We start from the raw sequence: 23,730 nt of genomic DNA, 5'->3' as shown, positions 1-23,730 counted from the left end.
CTTTTGCGGTGAAGGCAATGGCCCAGCCGGTGTTAGATTTCGCACCGGGCCGGTTCGGCCACCCCGCGCCCTGTCACGTCGTGTGCGCATCCGTGCGGGCCAGCAGTTTCACCGTCACCTTGGCCCGGGCGCCGTTTTTCGGAAACGCCACGACGTTGCCCTCGACCGCGACACCATCCACCGTCAGCGCCACGGCGCCCTGTCCGACGCCGGCGGAATTGTCGATCCGCAGTTCAAGATCGCCCGTCGCGCCGCGCAGCCGCGCGGTGTACCCCTCCCATGCGCGCGGCAGGCAGGGGGCAATCCGCACCGCGCCGTCCCGCAGGCTCAGGCCCAGCACCCCCTCGACCGCCAGCCGCCAGGTCCATGCGGCCGCACCTGTGTACCATGTCCACCCCGCGCGCCCCAGGCCCGCGCCCGCGCCGCCCACATCGGCCGCCACGACATAAGGCTCCCCCCGGTAATGGTCGGCCCCGGCGGCGCTCGAGGTGCGTTTGATCGGGTTGATCAGGTCGAAAACGCGGTATGCGGCGTCCCCGTCGCCCAGCCGCGCGTGCGCCAGCCCCAGCCAGGTCGCCGCATGGGTATACTGGCCGCCGTTTTCGCGAATTCCGGGGGGATAGGCCCGGATATAGCCGGGATTGCGGGGCGTCTTGTCGAAGGGTGGCGTCAGCAATCGGATCAGCCGGTGCACGGGATCGACCAGGTGTGCTTCTGCCTGTGCCACCGCCTGCGTGGCATGTTCGGGCACATCGGCGTCCGGTGGGCGGCACAAGACCGACCAGGACTGCGCGATGTTGTCGATCTTGCATTCCTCGGATGCGCGCGCCCCCCACGTAAGGCCGTCGTCGTCGAAGGCACGGATGAACCACGCACCGTCCCACGCGGCGGTGTCGGCGCAGGCCCGCAGGTCGCCGCCGCGCGTCGACCACAGCCCGGCCAGATCGTCGCGCCCCACACGGCGGCAAATCTGCGCGAAATCGTCCGACACGGCAGACAGGAACCACGCCAGCCAGACGCTTTCGCCGCGCCCCTTGATGCCCACCCGGTCCATCCCGTCGTTCCAGTCCCCCGATCCGATCAGCGGCAAACCGTGACCGCCCCGCAGGGTCGAGCGGTCCATCGCCCTGCGGCAGTGTTCCAGCAGGCTGCCACGGTCGCGGCCATGCCCGAAGGCGACGTAACGGTCGTGTTCACCCTCTGCCAGGGGTCGTGCCGACAGATACGGGATCTCCTCGTCGAGTATCCCGGTGTCGCCCGTCGCCTCGACGTATCTGGCGGTGGCGTAGACCAGCCACAGGTAATCGTCCGAACAGCGGGTGCGCACACCGCGATTGTCGGGGGGATGCCACCAGTGCAGCACGTCACCCTCCTCGAACTGGCGCGCGGCGGCCTCGAGGATATGAGCGCGAGCGCGTCCCGGGCGGGACATCAGAACCGCCATCACGTCCTGCAACTGATCACGAAACCCAAGCGCGCCGCCGGCCTGGTAGAACCCCGCCCGCGCCATCAACCGCGAGGCATATGTCTGGTAGAGCAGCCAGTGGTTGACCATCACGTCTAACGCGGGGTCCGGGGTCTTGACCTCGACCGCGCCCAACCGCCGCTCCCAGGCCGCGTCGACCTGCGGCAGGGTGTCAGCGGCGGCGCCGGGGCTCGACCAGCGGCGCGCAAGGCGGCGCGCCTCGCCTTGATCGGCCCCCTCGCCCAGCGCGAATGTCACGTCGCGCGTGGCCCCGGGCGGGATCTCGAGCAGCACCTGATAGGCCGCACAGGGCGAAACTTCGGCAGTGCCCCTTTGCCCCAGATCCCAACAATAAAGCCCCTCGGGGCGCAAGGCGTCACCGGCCCGGCCGATCACGTCCGCCCGCTCCGAACTGTAGGAGTGCGGCGGCATCGTCGCGGTCACGAAGGCCACGCGCGCCGACGTGTCGGCCTGCCATCCGTTGCGCGCCACCAAGGCCCCGCAGGCGGCGTCGAATCCGGTGGCCACGATGCCCCGCCCCGGCCCCGGCATCGCGCCGAGCAGCCATTGCGCATAATAGGTCGCGGTCACGATGCGGGTCCGCCCGGTCGTGTTTCGCACCGCGAGGTGCATCAGCTTGACCGGGGCGTCATCGGCGACCCAGGCTTCGAGGCGGTGGTGCAGACCTGCGCGCGCGCCGGACCATGCGGTGCGGCCGGCGCGGTGCTCGATCTCGAATGCGACATCGCGGCCCGCAGGCAGCGGCGTCGGGCTCCAGACCAGCGCGGAATCCTCATCGCGCAGGTACATCGCCTCGCCGGGGGCGTCGGTCAGCGGATCGTTGGACCACGGGGTAAGACGATGCTCGCCGCTGTTTTGCGCCCAACTGAACCCAAGCCCGGCCTCGGTGACGATGGACCCGAATCCGTCGTTGGCCAGGATATTGCACCATGGCATCGGCGTGGCGTGGCGGGGTTCAAGGGTGATCTGATACGCCCGGCCCTCGTCCACGAAGCCACCGATCGTATTGTCGAATTGACGCGCCGCATGCGACACCGCCGAGATGCGCGGCTCAGGCTCGGGTCTGTGCCGGGACGGAAAGCGGAGGATTTCGCGCGGCGTGAACACGGCCCCGCGACGGGCCTCGCCAAGCGATGCGGCCCCCGCGTCGAGCATCAGGCACGCCGCACCCTCCAAGGCGCGGTTCTGCAGCGGAAGCAACTGATCGCGGTTGAAGAAATGCACGCCGCCGTCACCGCCCAGTCCGGCCACGACCCCGCCAAGATCGCCCAGGATATCGACGATGCGGTCGCGCACGGGTTCCTCGTACCCCGAAACCGCATGGCCCAGAACGACCAGGTCGCTGGGCAGGCCGCGTGTGCGTAGCCAGTGGTGCGCGCGCACCGTTTCGCGCAACAGGGTCTCTTCGCCCTCGAACGCCGGATGCAGCACCACGATGGGCAGGTCCCCGGATATGCCCATCGGCCACAGGTCGGGTTGTGCGGGAAGGGCCGCGTCGATCCCCGACGGCGCGCGGCACGGATACACCAGGTCGCGACACAGCGCCTGCGCATCCTGAAAGTCGCGTTGACCCATCCCGAGATGCCGCGCCTCAAGCGCCGTTGTCCTGCGCTGGTCCTCTTCGGCCCAGTCAAGCGCGCTCAAGGTCTCGTAGCGCTCGGCCAGTTCGGTGGCGCTGCGGCGCGATCCGGCGGCGATGGACAGCACCGCGATCTCGCCGTGCTCTCCCGGATCGAGCCGCATCCGCGCGCGCAGGCAGGCAACGGGATCAAGGGTCCAGCCGTGCGATTGCCCCGCGTCGCCGCGCAGCCCTTCGGGTGCCGAATACCGCCCGTAGCGCCCCAACACCGCCCGACGGTCGCTGTCGTAGCCCGCCGGCTCGGCGCCCGCGCCGCAGATCAGGCGTTGCAGCAGCACCGGCGGGCGGTCTTCTGCCGTGTGGGGGCGGCGCTTGAACACCAGCGCGCCCAGCGCGGCGTTCCAGTCGCTTCGCACGAACAGCTTGCTGAACGCCGGATGACGGTCATGGCCGGCCCGCGGCGCCAGCACCACCTCGGCATAGTCCGACAGTTCGACATGGCGCGGCCGGCTGGACTGATTGGTGACCGTGATGCGCCTGATATGCACATCGTCGGTGGGTGACATCACCTGGTGCAGGCTGAGCGTCAGGCCGTTGATCCGCTCGTGCACTTCGGTCTTGTGCGCGTGGAAGACGGCCTCGGGCGCGGCCTGCCGCGGCGCGGCGCCGTCGATCGCCCCCGCGCGGCCCAGCGCCGCCAGGTCGCCGGTCTCCAGATCGCGCAGGTAAAGCTGCGTCAAGCCGTCCTCGCTGACCGGATCGCCGGTCCAGCGGGTCAGGCAACTGTCTTGCCACCACAAGGCACTCGCACCCGTCTCCGACACCCATGCCGACATGCGCCCGTTGCCGATCACCTGCATCTGCGGCAGCGGCGTGATCGGCGCGGCCCAGCCGAAAAGCTGCGGCGTGTGCGCCTCCTTGCCGGCGGGCAGCGGCGGGTCGCCATGTTCGGGCGGCAGTTCCACCGGCTTGAATTCCCATGGCACGCGTTCCTCCAGCAGCAGTTTCACATCCTGCATGCTGCGGTTCCGGGCAAATCGCGCAACAAGGATGTCATCCAGCAGCGCGTTGCCGATGGCGCCCAGCAGCATTCCCTGGTGATGCGCCATGTAGGTCTTGACCGGAACCGCGTCGCGACGACCGGCCAGCGCCGAGGTGGTGAAGTCCAGCGCGTCGTAGAAACCATAGCGCCCGGTGGCGCCCATCGCCTCGAGCCGCCGCAGGTTTTTCACGGCGCCGCCGGGATCGACGGCCAGGGCCAGCCCGCTGGCATAGGGGGCGACCACGTAATCCTCGGCCAGACCCCGCTTGAGCCCGAGCCCCGCGACACCAAATGCGCGGTACTGATAATTCTGGGCCGGATCGCGCGCGGCAAAGGCGGATTCCGACACGCCCCAGGGCCGCCCAAGGGCCGCCCCGACGGCCTGCTGGCGGTGCACGGCGGCGATTTCGCTTTTCCCGATCAGCCGGGTCGCGTCTGTCTGCAGAAACAGCCGCGGCATCAGGAACTCGAACATCGACCCGTTCCACGACAGGACCGCCAGGCTGCGCCCGCGCCCCGACATCGGTCGACCCAACTGGAACCAGTGCTTGATGGGCACATCGTGTTTGGCGATGGCGAAAAAGCTGGCCAGCCGCGCTTCCGACAGCAACAGGTCATACCGGTGTTCGTCGATCCTGTCGGCGCTGAGGTTGTAGCCCAGAAAAAACGTGCCCGTCTGCGTGTCGAACAGCGGCGCGAAATCCATCTCCAGGGCCATTTCGCCTGCCCGGTCGCCGATGCGGTGCAGCCGCGCAAGCAGGTCCGACTGCGCCCGGTGGCCGCGCTCAAGGCGCGCCAGCAACGAGCGCGCCCAGTCGCGGACATCGCTTTGTGCGTGGGTCTCGAGCGGCGCCAGTGCGGCGCGCGCGGCGGCGCATCGGTTGTCGACGCTGTCCAGCGGGGCCGTAAGCGCCAGGTGATGGCGCAGCAGTTCGGCCGTGTCGGCGGCGCCGCTTGGAACCGGGTCGACCCGTCCGCACCAGGGGGCCAGGCGATCGAGTTCGGCCGCCATCGCGTCAAGATGGTGCGTGATCCGCTCAAGCCAAAGCTGCAGTTCGCCCGCGCCGGAGCGCGCGGCCGGGTCATATCGGGCCAGCAGCTGCGCTTCGAAGGTCGGCCACAGCCGGATACGCAGAGTGTCGAGCGTCGCGCGCCAGCACTCCGGTTGCTCCTGCGCGGCATCCACGGTGGCGCGGATCGCCGCCAGCGACGCCGCATCCCCCGTTCCGTCGCCCTGCCTGGCGGTCTTGGGCAGCGCCGTGTCGAGCAGGCCCAGCAGGTCCGTCACGCCTTGCCACAGCGCCATGGACACCACCGGCCCGCGCGCATAATCGCGGCACCCTTCGGCCAGCGTGACCAGCGACACCGCAAGGTTGCCGCTGTCCACGGTCGAGATATAGCGCGGCTCCAGCGGGTCGAGCGTGCGGGTGTCGATCCAGTTCAGGAAGTGTCCGTGATGCCGGTCCAGCCGGTCCAGCGTGGACAGCGTCTGGTCGATGCGCACGGCGAAATCCTGCAAACCGATGTGGCCGAGGTCACGCGCCACCAGCGCCGAGGTCAGGAGCATCCCGACATTGGTGGGCGATGTGCGGTGCGCGATTTCGTCGTGCGGATCAGTCTGGAAGTTGTCGGGCGGCAGCCAGTTGTCCTCGGGTCCGGCGAAGCGTTCGAAGTAAAGCCAAGTCCGGCGCGCGACGCGGCGCAGGTAATCGCGGTCGGACGGGGCCAGCGGTGCGGTCCGGTCCTTGTGCGGTCGCGCGGTGTAATACGCGACCTCGGGCGCGGCCAGCCACAGCACCAGCAGCGGTGCGGCCCCCGCCAGGGCCACCGGATCAACGTAGGCCATGACGGCGCCCAGCACCGCCAGCATCGCGACCGTCGGCCACATCACCCGCCAATGCGCCGCGCGCCCCGGAAGGCCAGCCGGCGTGGCATGCCCGAAGGACACCCACTCCAGCAGCTTGCGTTTGCTGACCGCGATCCGCCACAGGGTCCGCGCAATCGCATCCAGCGCGTTCAAGGCGTCATGCGCCATGAAAACCACCGCCAGCAGCCACCTGCCGGAATGATCCGCGAAATGGCGATGCCATTCGCGCACCGTGTCGCGCCGCCGCCCCCCGGCCACACCGCTGACCAGATCGGTCAGCAGATAGATGCCCGGCGCCAGCATCACCAGCCCGGTCCAAAGCCAGGCCCCGCCAGGCAGCCAGAACCACCCCACGACAGCCAAGAGAACCAGCGCGGGCGACAGCAGGCTGCGGCGCAGGTTGTCGAAGATCTTCCACAGATCCAGCCGCGACATCGGGTTCCTGCGACGTCCACCCGCGCTGTCGGGCACCTGCCGCCGCATCCACGGCAGCAACTGCCAATCTCCCCTGATCCAACGATGCGCCCGAGCGGCGTATCCCAGGTAGGTGGCGGGGAAATCCTCGTAGACCACGATGTCGCTGGCCAGCGCGGTTCGCCCGTGCGCGCCTTCGAAAAGGTCATGGCTGACCAGCGTGTTTTCCGGCACCGCCCCGGCCAGTGCACGGTGCATCGCGGCGATGCAATACGCCCCCTTGCCGATAAAGATGCCCTCGCCAAAGAGATCCTGATACACGTCCGAAACGGCGCGCGAATAGATGTCGATCGCGGTATCGCCGGTATAGAGCCTTGCAAACAGCGACCGGCTGCCCGCCTGGGGCGATATCTCGACGCGCGGCTGGACAAAGCTGTAGCCGCGGATCGGGCGCGGGGTGCCTTCGGTGAACTCCGGCCGGTTCAACGGATGGGCAAGGGCCCCGATCATGCGATAGACAGCGCCCAGCGGCGCGATGGTATCCAGATCCAGCGTGACGGCGAACCGCACCGTCTTCAGATCAGAAACCGCGCCCATGACCAGATCGAAGCCCTGCGCCTGCGCATCCTGCGCACCCGACACGATCAGGGCGTTGAACTGCTGGATCTTGCCGCGCTTGCGCTCCCACCCTCTCCACGTGCCGTCGGCGGCGGCATAGCGGCGCGCGCGGTGCAACAGGACGAAAGGCGAGGCAGGTGCATGGGCCGCGTTCAGTTGTGCGATACGCCCGGTCAGTGCGGCTTCGATGGCGGCATCCTGCGGGGTGGTCTGGGTCGGCGCGTCGAACAGATCACTCAGCAGGACCATGCGCAGGTTCGGATCCGGGTTCAGCAGCCATTGCCGCTCCACCCGGTCCAGTGCCGCCCTTGCATCCGCCGCACGGCGCAGGATCACGGGCACGATCACGGCAGTCCTTGCGTCGGCCGCGATGCCGTCCTCGAAATCGAGCTTGGGCAGCACCCGCGGGGGATGCAGGGCCGTCACGATCCAATGGGTCAGTGTCACCGCGATGATCGACGCAGGGGCCAGCGACAGGGCCAGACCCGCAATCCAGTCGAACGCACCCGCCTGAAACATCCACAGAACCGCGACGGGGACAGCCATCGAAACCAGACCCAGACACAACAGCAGGCCCGCAAACCAAGGCCCCGGATGATCGGCCAGCCAGCGCGACAGGCGCGTGCCCGGTCCCGGGCGCCATCCCAGCGCGGCCTCAAGCTCGGATCGTCCGTCATCCACGAGCCACCAGCCGACATGGCCCAGCACGGGCGCGCCCTTGTGCGAGCGGGCCAGGCTGCGCGCGCGATGCGCCACGTCGGGTTCGCTTTTGGCCGCGCGGCGGGCAAGGTGTTCGACCGCCTTGCGGTATCGGTCGCGGGTTTCGAAATCCATCCGGTCATAGACGCCCGCCGGATCCTGCCGCAGCAGACGCTCCACGTGGCTCAGCGTCTCGAACACCTCGCGCCACGGGATACGCGACAGGTCGGCCAGCGCACAGATGCCGCGCGAAATCGCCTCTGTCTCGTCGCGGGCGACTGAATTCGGCGCCGGGGCCGAGACCTCGAAGGGCAACGTCAGCCCATCGAGCAGGTCGGCCATCGCCGCGCAGATCGTCTCGAGGCAGGCCAGCCGCAGCATCGTGGGCAGCGCCCAGAGTTCGGCGATGCTGAGCGGGTCATGGGCCTGCGCGCCCTGCACGAAGCGTTGGATCCCGTCGCGGCTGACCTGCAGATGGCTGGCCTCTAGCGCCGCCTTGGCCAGCATGAAAACGCGCGGCACGCCGCCTGTTTCGGGGTCGGCCAGACGCGGCAACCTGCGGTAAAAGGCGGGCGGGATGTCTTCGGCCACCTGCGCGATCGTGCGGCGGATCGAAAACTGGTTGTCGAGCACCCATTCCGCCGCCTTGCCCGCGCCAGTCGGCGGTTCGGCGAAACGCAGCCGTGCGGCTTCGGCGAAGGCGCGGACCCGGTCCAGTTCACGCAGGAGCCCGATCTGCGCGGGCGGCTCCGGGGCGGTCGCCATCGTGGCGGCAAGGCTCCGGCCCGCTTCCGCCAGCGCATCGCCGCGACCGGTGTCAGGCTCCGGCGCTGTCGTCAGCCCCTCCGCCGCCGTCATGAGAGCGAGGGACGCGGCTGTCTTGAGGGCGGCACCGGCTCGTGATGGTTGCGCCGTGCGCCGTTGGAGATGTTGCGCACCAGGAGCACCGGGACGGTGGTATGCGCGATCAGGTATTCGGCGGTGCTGCCGACCCCGGCGCCGGTGTGCCCGCCTTCGCCGCATCCGCTGAGCACCAGAAGATCGGCGTGTTCCTCGTCGATGGCGCGCAAAAGCGCGGGGCGCGGCGGCCCGTCACGCAGGATCTTGATCCGGGGTATGTGTTCGTGCGTGGCGGTCCGGGCGCGGATCCGGTCAAGATAGGCGCGCGCGACACGCTCGTTGCGGCGGGTGATCTGTTCGCGCAGGTCCATATCCTGTGCGTCCAGCGCATCGCCCGATGTCATTTCGATCCGTGGCAGCGCGTGCGCCAGCACCAGGTCGGCGCCATAGACCCGCGCGATCCGTTGCGCGACACCCAGCGCGGTTTCCGCGCGGCGCGAGCAGTCCAGCGGCACCATCACCCTCTGGGGCTGCGGCAGGGCACCCGCCCCTGCGAGCGGTTTGTGGTCCATGTCGGGCGGCACCTGCACGACCATCATGGATCCGGAATATCCCTCGAGGATTTTGTGCACGTTGCCGCCCAGGCCCCAGGGCGCCGCACCCGCGCCGCTGCGCGCGCCCATCACGATCAGATCGGCCTGGCGGTCCTGCGCCACCCGGCAGATGCAATCCGCGACCGGCCCATCCACCAGCTTGAGATCGACGCGCGGCAGACCTTCGCCCAGGGCATCGACCAGCGCGGTCAGCCGGTCCTGGGTGTCGCGGCGCGACAGTTCCCACGCGACCGGGTCCACCGGCGCCTCGAAGGGGCGCATCGTGTCCTGTGCGTGCAGCACGGTCAGGGGCGCGTGCATCGCCTGTGCCATGGCGCAGGCATAGGCGGCGACGGTGTCCGCCATGGGCGAGGTATCGACGCAGGCCAGAACGTGGCGGAATTCCGCGATCTCCGGCAGCACCCCGCGTGACCGGTCGGTCTGTGTCTGGTTCTGTTCTCCGGTCTTGGCGATCATTTCGGGCCCACCTTTCTGGCTAGGATCATGTCATCGGGAATATGTAGCGGGCGGCGCACCCTGCCCGCCGTGGCGCACAGGCCGGCGCCGGATTCGATGACGGATCATCCCGAACGGGCAGGTTCCGCGACCCCGGCAGAGCGCCGGTTGGTCGCGGAGTGCAAATCGACGATCTGCATGGCCTGGTGCGTTCAATTCCCCCCGGTACGCCCCTGCTCTTTCTAGGGCCCGGGCGGCCCGTGTCCGTTGACATTTGTCAAACCCAGGCGCGCCCCGGCCCCGGGCGACCGGGCGCGCACCGGAAGCTTGACAAAGATCAACGGCGCCAGGGGCGCCGCCGCCTAGGATTGGCACGCCCAGTCACGGGCAAGGGGGACCGTTCCGATGAGAGATCACGTGCGCTTTATCGCTTTGGTGGCCTGCACGGCCTTGATGATGACCGGCGCCGCGGTCGTGCGGGCGTCGGACGATACCGCAAGCAGCGGGAGCGACGATGACGACCGCTCGGCAAGCGCGGCGGCCAGCCTGCCGTTCCAGCCCAGCGATCTGGAGTTCCTGAATTCCTGCGCCTCGTGCCACGGGCGCGACGGCAAGGGCGCCGGGTTCCTGACGCGGCTCTTTCGCGGGATCGAGCCGGGCGACCTGACCAAGCTGGCGGCCAACAACGATGGCGAATTTCCCTTTGACCGGGTGTTCGCCGTGATCGACGGCCGCGCCGATGTCGCGGCCCACGGAGAGCGCCGGATGCCGGTCTGGGGCGACCGCTACATGCGCCGGGAGATGAGCCGCTATGGACCCGACGAACTGAACGAATATCGCGTGCGCAACCGCATTCTAGAGCTGACCTATTATCTTCAGTCGATTCAGGAAAGCTGAACCGGCCAGACACCGCCGGAAGATCAACCGACGGCAACCGCCCACGACCGGCGCGCGGAATGGGGCGCCACCACGGGCGGGGCCGCGCAGAAGGAACAGACCATGATCAATCGCATCCTTGTCGCAACCGACGGGTCGCCCCATGCCGGCCGGGCGCTGTCGCTGGCCACCGATCTGGCCAAGGGCGTCGGTGCCGGCCTGAGCATCGCGCATGTGCTGCTGCATGGCCGCCCGTCGCTGGAGTTGCAGCGGATGGCCGAGGTCGAGCACATGATTTCCCATGCCCGAGCAAGTTCCGACGGGGCGCGCGGCGACGTGCCGGTGACGATGGTCGATGTGCTGCGCGAGGCCGACAAGGCCGCCCGCATGAGCGCGGTGATCACCGCCATCGGGGAAAAGGTGCTGGGCGACGCCAAGCGCTACGCGGTGTCGGTGGGCATCGATGACGTGACCACCCACATGTGCGCCGGCGATGTCGCCGATGAAATCCTCGAAGTGGCCGAGGCCGACGACGTGGACATGATCGTCGTCGGCTGTCGCGGGTTGGGCCGGTTGCGCAGCGCGGTCCTGGGCAGCGTGTCGCACAAGGTCGCCCAACACGCCCCCTGCAGCGTGACCATCGTGAAATGACGCGCGGCGGGGGGACATCGCAATGGACGATCGGGTAACCCTCGCCGAGAAACGCAACCACATGGTTGCCCGGCACATCGTGGCGCGCGGGGTGCGCGACCCGTCCGTATTGCAGGCCCTGCGCCGCGTGCCGCGCGAACGGTTCGTGCCCGCACATCTGCGCGATCACGCCTATGACGACGGCCCGCTCACGGTCGCGCAGGACGTCGTTCTGCCTGCGCCATATGTCTTTGCCTACATGGCCGAAGCGTTGACCCTGGAGCGTGACGACAAAGTGCTGGTCTGGGGCGCCGGCGCGGGCTACGGGGCTGCGGTGCTGGGGCGCATCGTGCGCACTATCCACGTAATCGAACCCAAGGCCGAGGTCGCCGAGAAAGCCGCCGCCGCGATCATCGACGCGGGCCTGTCCAACGTGCACATGCTGCATGACGACGATCTGCGTGCCTGGCAGGAAGAGGCCCCGTTCGATGCGATCCTGATCGAAATGGCGGTCGCGGAGGTGCCCGAGGCGCTGAAATCGCAACTGGCGCTGGGTGGCCGGCTGGTGGCGGTGGTGGGCACCGACCCGCATGCCCAGGAGCTGGTTCGCATCACCCGCCGTGAAAAAGGCCAGTTCGACCGCGAGGATCTGGCCGATCTGCGCTATGTCCCGCCGGTCGACGACCCCGGCGCCGCCACACGGGCCGCGCGCCTGGACATCGCGACGGCACCCCGGATGATCCAGACACGTCCGCGCACCGACGACGCCCTGCCCGGCCTGATCGTCCGCCATGCCGAGCGGTTCGACACCGTGGACGATGCCGATCTCGATCCGCTGATGGACCGCATCGGCGACGCCCGCGTGGTGCTGCTGGGCGAGGCAACGCACGGCACCGCGGAGTTCTACCGGATGCGGGCGCGCATCACCCAGCGCCTGATCCGGGACAAGGGGTTCGGTATCGTCGCCATCGAAGCCGACTGGCCGGATGCGGCGCGCATCGACGACTATGTGCGCCATGTCGATGTCGAACCCGCCGCCTGGCAGGCCTTCAGCCGGTTCCCCACCTGGATGTGGCGCAACGAGGAGACACGCGCCTTCATCGACTGGCTGCACCGCCACAATGCCACGCGCGCGCCCGCCCGGCGCACCGGGTTTTACGGGCTCGATCTCTATAGCCTCTACACCTCCACCCAGGCGATCCTGGAATATCTGGACGGCGTGGACCTCGAGCTCGCCGCACTCGCGCGCCAGCGCTATGCCTGCCTGACCCCGTGGCAGGCCGATCCCGCCGCCTACGGGCGCGCGGCCCTGACCGGGGCTTATGCCTCTTGCGCCGAGGACGTGACCCGCATGTTGGTGGCGTTGTACAAAAAGCGCCACGATCTGTCCCGGCGCGACGGCGCGCGGTTCCTGGATGCCGCCCAGAACGCGACACTGGTGGCCAATGCCGAGCAATACTACCGGATCATGTACTATGGCTCGCGGGCGTCATGGAACCTGCGCGACAGCCATATGTTCGAAACCCTTCAAAACGTCATGCTGTTTCACGGTCCGGCGTCGCGCGCTGTCGTCTGGGCGCATAATTCGCATGTCGGCGACGCCCGTGCGACCGAGATGTCGCGCCGCGGCGAACACAATCTGGGCGAGTTGTGCACGCGGGGGTTCGGCGGCGACTGTTACCGCGTCGGCTTTGGCACCGATCATGGCACGGTGGCGGCGGCCAGCGACTGGGACGGTCCGATGCGGGCCATGCAGGTGCGCCCGGCCCACCCGCAAAGCTATGAGCGGCAATTTCACCTGACCCGGCTTCCGGGGCTGATCCTGCCGATGCGGGCGGGCCAGGAACTGGATGTGGCGACGGCGCTGTCCTATCCCCGGCTGGAGCGGGCGATCGGGGTGATCTACCGCCCCGAATCCGAACTGGAGAGCCACTATTTCGAGGCCGACCTGCCGCAGCAGTTCGACGACTACGTCTGGATCGACAAAACCCGCGCCGTCACGCCGCTCTCGACCGCGACCCTTGAAGGGTTGCCGGACACCTATCCTTTCGGCGTGTGACGCCTCCCAGGGCGCGCGACCCTCGACTGGGCGAATTGATCCTTCTCAACACGGCCCTGACACACCCCGCCTAGACTGCCCTACAGCGACCGCGGATTGCGCCGCCTGTCGGGGTATGGCCCTGACCTATCTTGCTTCTTACAGTCAAAAGGATCTGTCCAATGTCCATGCTCAAAGTCATTGAGGTTCTCGCCGAATCCGAAAAAAGCTTCGAAGACGCGGCCAAAGTCGCGGTGCAGACCGCGGCGAAATCGGTTCACAACATCAAGTCGATCTACATCAGCGACATGACCGCCACGGTCGATGGCAGCGCCATCACCAAATACCGCGTCAACGGCAAGATCAGCTTTGTCCTGGACGATTCGTCGAGCGCGGGCTGACAGGGGACGCACAGGATGGCCGATACAGCCAGCGCCACACAGACGGTCGGGGTCGGCCCCCGCAGGCTTGATGCGATACTGCGGGTGCCGGACGATCCTGTGGGGCTGGTCATCTTTGCGCATGGCGCAGGCAGCAGCCGGTTCAGCCCGCGCAACACACAGGTCGCCGAACATCTGGGCAAGGCCGGGATGGCCACGCTGCTGCTGGATCTGCTGACTGAAATCGAGGCCGCCAATCGCGCCCGGGTGTTCGATATTCCCCTGCTGAGCGCACGGGTGGTTGACGCGATCGACTGGGCGCGCGCGCATCCCGATCTGGGGGATTTGCCGATCGGGCTGTTCGGGTCAAGCACGGGGGCCGCCGCGGCCCTTGTCGCCGCGGCCCGGCGGCGCGATAGGGTTGCGGCGGTCGTGTCGCGCGGCGGGCGGCCCGATCTGGCTGGCACCGCGCTGCCGCTGGTGTCCGCGCCGACGCTTCTGATCGTGGGGGGCGCGGACCATGTTGTGATCGACCTCAACAAAAGCGCCGCCCGCGCGATGATGTGCGCCCCGCGTGTCGAAATCGTACCGGGGGCCACGCACCTGTTCGAAGAGCCCGGAACGCTGGAGCAGGTGATTGCCCTGGCCACGGGCTGGTTCAAGACCCATTTCGCGCGAAAGATCGCCCGATGATCGCCTTTTCCGACCGCGACGCCGCCGGAACGGCCCTGGCCGAGGCCCTGGCCGAATTCGATTTTGTCGATCCGGTCGTGCTGGCGTTGCCACGCGGCGGCGTACCGGTCGCCGTGCATGTCGCCCGCGCGCTGGGAGCGCCGCTGGATCTGGTCATGGTGCGCAAGATCGGAGTGCCCAACCAGCCCGAACTGGCGGCGGGCGCCATCGTCGACGGCGCGAACCCCGAAATGGTGGTGAACGATCATATCTGCGACATGGTCGGTCTGAACCGTGCGGATCTTGAGCGTCTGTCGCAGGTCCAGCTCGAAGAAATCCGCCGCCGCCGCGAAGTCTATCTGCCGGGGCGGCCGCATGTGCCGCTCAGGGGCAAGACCGCGATCGTCGTCGATGACGGCATCGCCACGGGGGCCACGACCCGCGCCGCCCTGCTGGCCGTGCGCCGCCAGCATCCGCGCAAGCTGGTGCTGGCCATTCCGGTCGCGCCCGAGACGACGGTGCGACTGCTGGAGCGCGATGTGGACACGGTCGTCTGTCTCGAGACGCCGGAGCCCTTCCATGCCATCGGCGCGCATTACCGCCGCTTCGATCAGCTTTCGGATGACGAGGTCGTGTCGTTGCTTCGCAGCTACGACGCGGATCTGCGCGCCGCCCAACCCGCCACCGATACCTGAATCCGGGCCGCCCGGTGCCCGCGCGCGGGTTTCTCATCCGGGGTTTTCACAGCGCCTTCACCGCAGGATGATGCGGCGGACCGGTTGCATCTGCTGGTGCATCCGGTCAATTCTTGGCAGCACCGCTTTCGCCTTGCCCCCTCAACGGACCGAAACACGCGCACCGGTCGGTGGTGGTCCGGTTTCGGGCGTGCCCCTGGTGCTGGCGCGCAAAGGAATGGAGACGACACGATGACCAAATTTTCGCTTGCCGTGCATGGCGGGGCCGGGACGATCCGGAAATCCAGCCTCACGCCGGCGCTGGAGGCGGAGTATCACGCGGCCCTGCGCCGCGCGCTCGAGGCGGGACATGATGTGCTGGCCGGGCACGGCACGGCGATCGATGCCGTCACCGCAGCCGTGTGCGCACTGGAGGACGAGCCGTTGTTCAATGCAGGGCGCGGCGCTGTGTTCACCAGCGAGGGCAAGCAGGAAATGGATGCGGCCATCATGGACGGGACAACCCGCGCGGCGGGTGCAGTGGGAGGCATATTCGGCCCGCGCAATCCGATCCGCGCCGCCCGCGCGGTGATGGACGCGACGGATCACGTCATGCTGATCGGTCCGAACGCGCTGAACGTGGCGCGCGATGCAGGACTGCCGTTCGAGGACACGGACTATTTCTTTACTCAGGCCCGCTGGGACGCGCTGCAAAGCACGCTGGCGATGCGCGCGGAGGGCAAGGAAGACGACGATCCCGCCCGGCGGCACGGCACCGTGGGGGCCGTCGCGCGCGATGCGGCAGGCCATCTGGCCGCCGCCACATCGACCGGCGGCATGACCGCGAAATCGCCGGGACGGGTCGGTGACACCCCCCTGATCGGCGCGGGCACCTTTGCCGACAATGCCACCTGCGCGGTGTCCGGCACCGGACATGGCGAGGTCTTCATCCGCTGGTGCGCGGCCTCGGAAATCGCGGCGCGGATGCGGCACGCGGGTCAATCGCTGGCGCAGGCGGCGGATCACGTGGTGATGCATGATCTTGCCCTGAACGATGGCAGCGGCGGTCTGATTGCGGTCGATGCCGACGGAAATCTGTCGCTTCCGTTCAACTGCGAAGGCATGTATCGCGGCACGGTCACGCAGGATGGCCGGTTCGACACGCGGATCCACGGCTAGGCCGATCCGTGCCGTCACGCCTGCCCCCGCGGAACCCGGGGTTGAGACGCCGCGAGATTGCACTACTCTTTCTTTTCACCGCCGCTGTTGGGCTGATCCGGCCCTGACACGCGCTTTGGCGCGGGCGGCGGAACATCATTGGCGGAACGAACAGGCGCCCCCGCGCCCTGTCGGAAAGGACAACATGAAATTCACATTGAACGGACAGGTGGTTGAAACGAACGCGCCTGAGGATACGCCCCTGCTGTGGGTGATCCGCGACGAACTGGGCCTGAAGGGCACGAAATTCGGCTGCGGCATCGCGCAATGCGGCGCCTGCACCGTGCACCTGGACGGATACGCCGCGCGGTCGTGTTCGACACCGATTTCGGTGGTCGAAGGCGCCGAGGTCACAACCATCGAAGGTTTGGCGGAAAACAACGACCACCCGCTGCAAAAGGCGTGGATCGAAGCGCAGGTGCCGCAGTGCGGGTACTGCCAGTCGGGCCAGATCATGCAGGCCGCGACGTTGCTGGCCGATACGCCCGATCCGACCGATGAAGACATCAATGCGGTCATGTCGGGCAATCTGTGCCGCTGCATGTCCTACACACGCATCCGCAAGGCGATCAAAATGGCCGCCGCCGAAGCACGGGAGGCAAACTGATGGCCGATGGCAATTTCTCAGATCTTACGCGCCGCGGCTTTCTGGTCGGGCTGTCCGGGTCCGCGCTGACGCTGGCATTCGCCAATCCGTCATCGGGTCTGGCGGCCGAACACCAGATCGCGAACGGCGGCTTCGAGCCGACCGTCTGGTACGTCATTCATCCCGATGGGCACATCGTCGTCAATATCGCCAAGGCCGAGATGGGCCAGCACGTCGGCACCGCCCTTGCACGGGTCGTCGCCGAAGAGCTTGAGGCGAACTGGGACGACATCGAGATCGTGCATGTCGATAGCGATCCGAAATGGGGTTACATGGTCACGGGCGGGTCGTGGTCGGTCAATCACACATGGTTCATGCTGTCGCAAGCGGGGGCCGCGGGCCGCATCGCGCTGATCGAGGCGGGCGCACGGATGCTGGATGCCGATCCGGCGGATTGCACCGCGCGCGGCGGCATGGTCAAGCACGGCGAGGCATCCGTGAGCTATGGCGACATCGTCGCAGCCGGGCCGGAGTTCCGCAGCTTTTCATCCGAGGAGTTGGGCGCGATCACCCTCAAACCCGCAAGCGAGCGCCGGATCCTCAACACCAGCGCCCAGGCGCTGGACATCCCGGCGAAATCGACCGGCACCGCGACGTTCGGCATCGACGCCGAAGTCGACGGTATGGTCTATGCCCGCCCGGTGCTGCCGCCCTCGCGGTTCGGCGCCGTGGTCAACGGGTTCGACGACAGCAAGGCCAGGGACATTCCCGGCTATCTGCAAACGGTCGAGATCGACGATCCGTCCGGCACCTGCCAGGGCTGGCTTGCCGTGGTGGCAGAGACCTATCCCGCCGCGATCAAGGCCGCCGACGCCCTGAGCGTGGACTGGACACCCGGCCCCAATGCCGATGTGAGCGAAGCGCAACTGGTGGAAGAGGCGGCCCGCCTTGCGAACGATCCCGACAGCGGCGCGCTTTTCGTGTCGCAGGGGGACGCACGGGCCACCATCGACGCGACGGCGCCCGAACGGCTGGTCAAGGGCACCTACCGCACATCGAGCGTGCTGCACTTTCAGCTGGAGCCGGTGAACGCGGTGGCGATGGAGGAAGACGGCCATTGGCACCTGCATGGCGGCAACCAGTGGCAATCGCTGGTCCTGCCTGTCCTGGCCTCCGCCCTTGGGGTGGAACAGAGCAATATCACCCTGCACCAGTATTATCTGGGCGGCGGGTTCGGCCGGCGGCTTTTCGGTGACTACTTCGTGCCAGCCGCGCTGACCGCCAAGGCGGTGGGCAAGCCCGTCAAGATGGTGTTCACCCGCGAGGATGACGCATGGCTTGACTGTGCGCGCTCGCCATCGGTTCAGACGCTGACGACGGCGCTGGATGAAGGTGGTGCGCCCGTCGCATGGGATCATGCCGCGGCGGCGGGGTGGCCGACGACGGCCATTTTCCCGGGCGGTCTTGCCCAGGGCGTGAACGGCGAAAAGCTCGACGCGTTTTCCGCCAATGGTGCGGACCACTGGTATGCCATTCCCGATCAGCGCATCCGTGCCATCGACGTGCCGCTTGTGCGCGAGACGTTCACGCCGGGCTGGCTGCGGTCGGTGGGTGTGGGCTGGATCACCTGGGCGCTGGAAAGCCACATGGACGAGGTCGCCCGCGCCGCCGGGGCCGATCCGCTGGAATACCGCCTGTCGCTGCTCAAGGCCGAAGGCCGCAATGCGGGCGAGGCCCCGGTCAGCGTCGGCGGGGCTGCGAGGCTGGCGGGCGTGCTTGAGCGGGTGCGCGAGATGTCGGACTGGGACGCGCGCGATGCGCTGCCCGACGGCACTGCGCTGGGCCTGGCCACGGCCTTCGGACAGGAACGGTCCATGCCGACATGGATCGCCTGCGTGGTCCGCGCCAAGGTCGATCGCGACAGTGGCGAGGTCAAGGTCGAGAAGATCACGATGGCGATCGACGCGGGCACGGTCGTGCATCCGGACGGCGCGATGGCACAGGCCGAAGGGTCCATCCTGTGGGGGCTGTCGATGGCCTTGCACGAGGCCACGCAGATCGAAAACGGTGTCGTGGCCGATCGCAACCTCGACACCTACACGCCGCTGCGGATGAACCAGGTGCCCGAGCTCGAGATCGAATTCGTCGAGAGCACGGAAATGCCTGTCGGCCTGGGAGAGCCGGGAACGGTGGCGATTGCCCCCGCGATCGGCAACGCGATCCGCGAGGCGCTGGGCGTCAGGGTCACCGATCTGCCGATCCGTCCCGATGCCGTGACGGCCCTGCTCAAGGGCTAGGCGCAACGCCGCGATCCGGTCGGGCCTGCGCGCAGGCCCGACCCACCCCCGAACTGAAACAGCGCCGCCCCAACCCGGGGCGGCGCTTTGTTTTTTGTGGCGCGCCGGGTGTGCCCATGCGCGGCCCGATTTGACCCCGGAAGGAGGATCGGCCGCCGCAGGACATCCTTTGCATCTGACAACTGGCGTCTGCCGCAAAATCAAAATATCCTTCCCGTGCAGGTTCGCGACAGAAAAGGCAGGCGGAATGGCGAAAGCTCCCCCTAAAGGACCCACTGGCAAACGCGCAAAACCGTCGTCGGCGGCACGGAAAAAGCGCGCCATTGCCAAGGCCCCCTCCAAGGCGACGGAGCGCCTGGCGCCGGCGCCGACAGGTGTCGTGCCGGTCGTGGGGCTTGGCGCGTCGGCCGGCGGGTTGCAGGCCTTGTCGGATTTCTTCGAGGCGATGCCCGACGCGGGCGGCATGGCCTTTGTCGTCATTCACCATGCCGACCCCGACCATGAAAGCCTGATGGCCGATCTTCTGGCCAAGCACACCAGGATGACCGTGACGCTGGCAAAGGACGATACGCGCATCGTTCCCGACAATGTGTATGTAATTCCGCCCAACCGGTTTCTGAGCATGGACAACGGCGTCTTGCGGCTGACCGAGCCGGCAGAGCGTCGCGGCCTGCGGCTTCCCATCGATTTCTTCCTGCGCTCGCTTGCCGAGGACCAACAGCAAAAGGCGGTGGCGATCATCCTGTCCGGCACCGGCAGCGACGGTGCGGCGGGTGTTCGCAACATCAAGGCCCAGGGCGGAGTGGTTCTGGTTCAGAAACCGAAGGACGCGGCCCATGACGGGATGCCCCGCAGCGCCATCGCGACCGGGTCGGTGGATTACATCGTGTCAGTCAAGGACATGCCCGCGATCATCCTGAAATACGCCAAGCACCCCTATGTCGACAAAGCCAGGGCGCCCAAGGTCCTGGGCGACAATGCGCGCGGGTCGCTTTACGATATCATCGCCGCGCTCAAGGCCTATTCGCCGATCAACTTCGATCTCTACAAGGAAGGCACCCTGCTGCGGCGGATCGAACGGCGGATGGCCCTGCGGCACATGGAGAACTCAGCCGACTATCTTGCGTTGCTGCAAGACAGCCCGGAAGAAGCGGCCAGGCTTTGCAGTGACCTGCTGATCAGCGTGACATCGTTTTTCCGCGACCCGGAGGCGTTTGAATACCTGTCCGGAAACGTTCTTCATGACATGGTGGAAAATCAGACCTCGGGCCAACCGATCCGCGTCTGGGTTCCGGCCTGCGCGACGGGCGAGGAAGCCTATTCCCTGGCGATCCTGCTGATCGAAAAAATCTCTGCGTTGCGTAAGGACGTCAAGCTTCAGGTCTTTGCGTCGGACGTGGACGAAACCGCGTTGTCGGTGGCCCGCTCGGGCGTCTACCCCGACGCGATCGAGGAAACGGTATCGCCCGAACGGCTGGAACGGTTCTTCATCCACGAGGATCACACCTACCGCGTCGTGCCCGAACTGCGCGACACGGTCGTCTTTGCCAGTCAGAACATCCTCGCCGATGCGCCGTTTTCCAAGCTTGATCTGATCTCCTGCCGGAATCTGCTGATCTATCTCAATGCCGACGCGCAAGAGCGCATCATCCACATGTTTCATTTCGCCCTGAACGAGGACGGCATCCTGTTTCTCGGCTCGTCCGAGACGGCGAATGCCCAAGAGATGTATTTCCGTCCCGTTTCCAAGAAATACCGCGTGTATCGACGCGCCGGCGGGGTTCGGAACCGCCCGATCAATTTTCCCTCGCCGCAAAGATCGTACTTGGGGCACCTTGCGCCGGCGTTGCGCGCGGCCGACGCCCCGAAAGGCGTGCCCCTGGCCGATCTGAGCCAGAAGGTCCTGATCGAGCATTACGCGCCTGCGGCCGTTCTGATCAACGGACAGATGGAAGCCCTGTTCGTGCAGGGTCCGGCGGATCGCTACCTCAAGGTGCCGCTGGGCGAGGCAAGCCAAGATTTGCTGGCGATGGCGCGCGACGGCATGCGCGCGCAACTGGGCAGCGCCGTACGCAAGACCATCCAGCAAAACAAAGAGGTCGCGCGCACCGGAACGGTGACCCGCGACGGGGTCAGCGTGGCCGTGACGATCAAGGTGCACCCCATGCGGGTCGAGGACGCGCAGCTCTACCTCGTGACCTTTACCGATCAGCCGGTGACGGAACCCGCGCCAAGCCTTGACGACGTGTCCAAAGGCAGCGCGGCCTACCAGCAGTTGGAAAAGGAACTGGAGACGACGCGGCTCGATCTTCAGAACACGATCCGGGATTTCGAGTTATCGACAGAAGAACTGAAGGCCGCCAACGAAGAAGCCATGTCGATGAACGAGGAGTTCCAGTCGACCAACGAAGAACTGGAAACGTCCAAGGAGGAATTGCAGTCGCTGAACGAGGAACTCACGACCCTCAACAGCCAGCTTCAACAAAAAGTCGATGACGAGCGGCGCCTGTCGGACGATCTGAACAATCTCCTGTCCAGCTCGGGTGTCGCCACGCTGTTTCTCGATCCGGACCTCAACATCAAACGTTTCACACCGGCGACCCGTGACCTTTTCAACCTGATCACGAACGATGTCGGACGTCCGTTCAGCGACATCACCGGCAAGATCGACGATCCCGACCTTCTGAACGACGCGCGCCGGGTCATTTCCGAACTGACGGCGATCGAGGTCGAAGTGCAGGCGACCGACGGTCGTTGGTTCATTCGCCGGCTTCTGCCCTACCGGACGCAATCCGGGCAGATCAACGGCGTGGTGGTCACGTTCACGGATGTGTCGGACATCAAGAACATGCAGGAGGCACATAAACAGGCCCAGCGCTTTGCCGAGAATATCGTCTCGACGGTGCGCGAGCCGATGCTTGTTCTCGACAACACCCTGGCGATCGTCCGGGCAAGCCTGTCCTTCCACAAGTTGTTCCAGACCTCGCCCGAGCAGATCGAAGGCCAGGTTCTTTTCGATCTTCAGGGGCAGCAGTGGGACCGGCCCCGCCTGCGACAGTTGCTGGAACGTATCCTGCCGAACAAGACGACCGTCGAAGACTACGAGATCAAGATCGACACCGCACGGTTGGGCAAGCGGACGATGCTGTTGAACGCCCGCACGCTCGAGGGTGAAAACGACCACGGCACCATGATCCTGCTCGCGCTCGAGGACGTGACGGAGCGCAAGAGGATCCAGGCCGACCTGGAGGAACGCGAGGCGCGGTTGCGCGCGATCCTGGACGCCGCGCCCGAGGCGATCATCACCATCGACGAACATGGCATCGTGGGCAGCTACAGCCCCGCGGCGGAGAGCCTTCTGGGATTTCCCGCCAACGAGGTCATCGGCAAGAATGTCAGCATGCTGATGCCCGCGCCCGACAGGGACAAGCACGATTCCTATATTTCGCACTACATCAGGACCGGCGAAAAACGGATTATCGGCATCGGCCGCGAGATGAACGCCTGCCGGAGGGATGGCACGATCATCCCGATCCGCCTGACCGTTGCGGAATGGTGGATCGAGGGCAAACGCTATTTCACCGGCATCATCCACGACCTGACAGAAGACATGCAGCGCCGAGACGCCTTGAACCGGGTGCAAAAGATGGAGGCCGTCGGGCAACTGACCGGCGGACTTGCGCATGATTTCAACAATCTGCTGACCGTAATCATCGGCAATCTCGAACTGCTGGACATGCACCTTGGCGACCATCCCAAGCGCGACCTGCTTGTCGAGGCGCTGGAGGCGTCGAACCTGGGGGCGCAACTGACGGCGCAGATGCTGGCCTTTTCGCGGAACCAGGCGCTGACCCCGGAAATCGTGGCGCTGAATACGCTGGTGCGATCGCTGCGCCCGATGCTGACGCGCACCCTGGGCGAGCAGATCACCATCGAAACCGAGCTTGCCGACGATCTGCGCATGACCCTGACCGATCCGGGGCAGATCGAAAGCGCCATCCTGAACCTCGCACTCAACGCGCGCGATGCCATGCCCGATGGCGGCACCCTCGGCATTGCGACATGGAACGCCATTCTGGACGAGGATTACGCCGCCACGCAGGTCGACGTGACGCCCGGGGTGTATGTCGCGCTGGCGGTCACCGATACCGGGCACGGAATGACGCCGGATGTGATCAACCGCGTGTTCGAGCCGTTCTTTACCACCAAGGGGCCCGGTGCAGGTTCGGGGCTGGGGCTGAGTATGGTCTATGGCTTTGCCAAACAGTCGGGCGGCCACGTCGCAATTGACAGCACCCCCGGCGTGGGCACGAAAATCACCCTGTTTCTGCCGGTCGCGTCGGAAGGCGAGGCCGAGTTCGCCGATGTCACGCCCGATATGGTGGCCAGATCATCCGATGAAACCATCCTCGTGGTGGAGGACGACCCATGTGTCCGCAGGCTGACCGTCATGCGCCTCAACGAATTGGGCTACCAGGTCATCGCCGCCGAGGACGGCCCGACCGCGATCGAGGTGCTCAGGAAAAACGGTGACATCGACCTGATCCTTTCCGATGTGGTTATGCCCGGCGGCATGTCGGGGTTCGAGGTCGCGGAAAAGGCGCTCGAGATCAATCCCGACCTGAAGGTCCTGCTTGCGACCGGATACGCGAAATCGGAGCGACCGGGCAACGGCGAGCCGGCGACGCCCCACAAGATGCTGCGCAAACCCTACAGCCTGCAGGAGCTTGCCCAGTCGCTGCACGAGCTGCTGGACTAGATCAGC

General features: G+C 66.8%; 12 protein-coding genes. 10 read left to right on the top strand and 2 right to left on the bottom strand.

Annotated elements, in window-relative coordinates; all coding sequences use genetic code 11:
• Positions 1-73: 73 nt before the first annotated feature.
• On the bottom strand, positions 74-8,563 hold the full coding sequence (locus FDT80_RS14480; RefSeq protein WP_246039967.1) for a GH36-type glycosyl hydrolase domain-containing protein: 8,490 nt from the start codon (positions 8,561-8,563) through the stop codon (positions 74-76).
• The gene (locus FDT80_RS14475; protein ID WP_138663032.1) at positions 8,560-9,615 is read right to left on the bottom strand and encodes a universal stress protein; all 1,056 of its coding nucleotides are present in this window, start codon (positions 9,613-9,615) and stop codon (positions 8,560-8,562) included. The genes FDT80_RS14480 and FDT80_RS14475 overlap by 4 nt, the downstream gene beginning before the upstream one ends.
• A gap of 384 nt (positions 9,616-9,999) precedes the next feature.
• Here FDT80_RS14475 and FDT80_RS14470 point away from each other — a divergent pair, with 384 nt between their 5' ends.
• From FDT80_RS14470 to FDT80_RS14425, 10 genes are all read left to right on the top strand, one after another.
• Positions 10,000-10,491 carry a c-type cytochrome gene (locus FDT80_RS14470; protein ID WP_138663031.1) on the top strand — a complete coding sequence of 164 codons (492 nt, stop codon included), beginning with the start codon at positions 10,000-10,002 and terminating at the stop codon, positions 10,489-10,491.
• A 102-nt stretch (positions 10,492-10,593) separates the two neighbouring features.
• Positions 10,594-11,121 carry a universal stress protein gene (locus FDT80_RS14465; protein ID WP_138663030.1) on the top strand — a complete coding sequence of 176 codons (528 nt, stop codon included), beginning with the start codon at positions 10,594-10,596 and terminating at the stop codon, positions 11,119-11,121.
• A gap of 22 nt (positions 11,122-11,143) precedes the next feature.
• Entirely contained in the window at positions 11,144-13,159 is a 2,016-nt protein-coding gene (locus tag FDT80_RS14460) for an erythromycin esterase family protein (RefSeq protein ID WP_138663029.1), read from the top strand.
• Between the two features lie 161 nt (positions 13,160-13,320).
• On the top strand, positions 13,321-13,539 hold the full coding sequence (locus tag FDT80_RS14455) for a dodecin family protein (protein WP_138663028.1): 219 nt from the start codon (positions 13,321-13,323) through the stop codon (positions 13,537-13,539).
• A gap of 15 nt (positions 13,540-13,554) precedes the next feature.
• Entirely contained in the window at positions 13,555-14,211 is a 657-nt protein-coding gene (locus tag FDT80_RS14450) for a dienelactone hydrolase family protein (RefSeq protein ID WP_138663027.1), read from the top strand.
• Entirely contained in the window at positions 14,208-14,885 is a 678-nt protein-coding gene (locus FDT80_RS14445; protein WP_138663026.1) for a phosphoribosyltransferase, read from the top strand. Before FDT80_RS14450 ends, FDT80_RS14445 begins: the two co-directional genes overlap by 4 nt.
• 231 nt (positions 14,886-15,116) lie before the next feature.
• Positions 15,117-16,043, top strand: coding sequence for an isoaspartyl peptidase/L-asparaginase family protein (locus tag FDT80_RS14440; protein WP_138663025.1), 927 nt, complete (start codon positions 15,117-15,119; stop codon positions 16,041-16,043).
• Between the two features lie 184 nt (positions 16,044-16,227).
• The gene (locus FDT80_RS14435) at positions 16,228-16,689 is read left to right on the top strand and encodes a (2Fe-2S)-binding protein (RefSeq protein ID WP_138663024.1); all 462 of its coding nucleotides are present in this window, start codon (positions 16,228-16,230) and stop codon (positions 16,687-16,689) included.
• Positions 16,689-18,965, top strand: a complete 2,277-nt coding sequence (locus tag FDT80_RS14430; RefSeq protein ID WP_138663023.1) for a xanthine dehydrogenase family protein molybdopterin-binding subunit — start codon at positions 16,689-16,691, stop codon at positions 18,963-18,965. Before FDT80_RS14435 ends, FDT80_RS14430 begins: the two co-directional genes overlap by 1 nt.
• Before the next feature lie 247 nt (positions 18,966-19,212).
• Positions 19,213-23,724 (top strand): chemotaxis protein CheB, encoded by a 4,512-nt coding sequence (locus FDT80_RS14425; RefSeq protein WP_138663022.1) that lies wholly within the window; start codon positions 19,213-19,215, stop codon positions 23,722-23,724.
• The last annotated feature ends 6 nt before the right edge of the window (positions 23,725-23,730 follow it).

It is taken from the genome of Sulfitobacter sabulilitoris (assembly GCF_005887615.1).
GTDB lineage: Bacteria > Pseudomonadota > Alphaproteobacteria > Rhodobacterales > Rhodobacteraceae > Sulfitobacter_E > Sulfitobacter_E sabulilitoris.
The sequence above is the reverse complement of the archived record's forward strand: the minus strand, read 5'-3'. Positions and strand labels throughout refer to the sequence as shown.

What these genes read in the sequence shown, in the direction of transcription:
- FDT80_RS14480 (WP_246039967.1), bottom strand. Translation starts at nt 8,563, where the DNA reads ATGACGGCGGCGGAGGGGCTGACGACAGCGCCGGAGCCTGACACCGGT.
- FDT80_RS14475 (WP_138663032.1), bottom strand. Translation starts at nt 9,615, where the DNA reads ATGATCGCCAAGACCGGAGAACAGAACCAGACACAGACCGACCGGTCA.
- FDT80_RS14470 (WP_138663031.1), top strand. Translation starts at nt 10,000, where the DNA reads ATGAGAGATCACGTGCGCTTTATCGCTTTGGTGGCCTGCACGGCCTTG.
- FDT80_RS14465 (WP_138663030.1), top strand. Translation starts at nt 10,594, where the DNA reads ATGATCAATCGCATCCTTGTCGCAACCGACGGGTCGCCCCATGCCGGC.
- FDT80_RS14460 (WP_138663029.1), top strand. Translation starts at nt 11,144, where the DNA reads ATGGACGATCGGGTAACCCTCGCCGAGAAACGCAACCACATGGTTGCC.
- FDT80_RS14455 (WP_138663028.1), top strand. Translation starts at nt 13,321, where the DNA reads ATGTCCATGCTCAAAGTCATTGAGGTTCTCGCCGAATCCGAAAAAAGC.
- FDT80_RS14450 (WP_138663027.1), top strand. Translation starts at nt 13,555, where the DNA reads ATGGCCGATACAGCCAGCGCCACACAGACGGTCGGGGTCGGCCCCCGC.
- FDT80_RS14445 (WP_138663026.1), top strand. Translation starts at nt 14,208, where the DNA reads ATGATCGCCTTTTCCGACCGCGACGCCGCCGGAACGGCCCTGGCCGAG.
- FDT80_RS14440 (WP_138663025.1), top strand. Translation starts at nt 15,117, where the DNA reads ATGACCAAATTTTCGCTTGCCGTGCATGGCGGGGCCGGGACGATCCGG.
- FDT80_RS14435 (WP_138663024.1), top strand. Translation starts at nt 16,228, where the DNA reads ATGAAATTCACATTGAACGGACAGGTGGTTGAAACGAACGCGCCTGAG.
- FDT80_RS14430 (WP_138663023.1), top strand. Translation starts at nt 16,689, where the DNA reads ATGGCCGATGGCAATTTCTCAGATCTTACGCGCCGCGGCTTTCTGGTC.
- FDT80_RS14425 (WP_138663022.1), top strand. Translation starts at nt 19,213, where the DNA reads ATGGCGAAAGCTCCCCCTAAAGGACCCACTGGCAAACGCGCAAAACCG.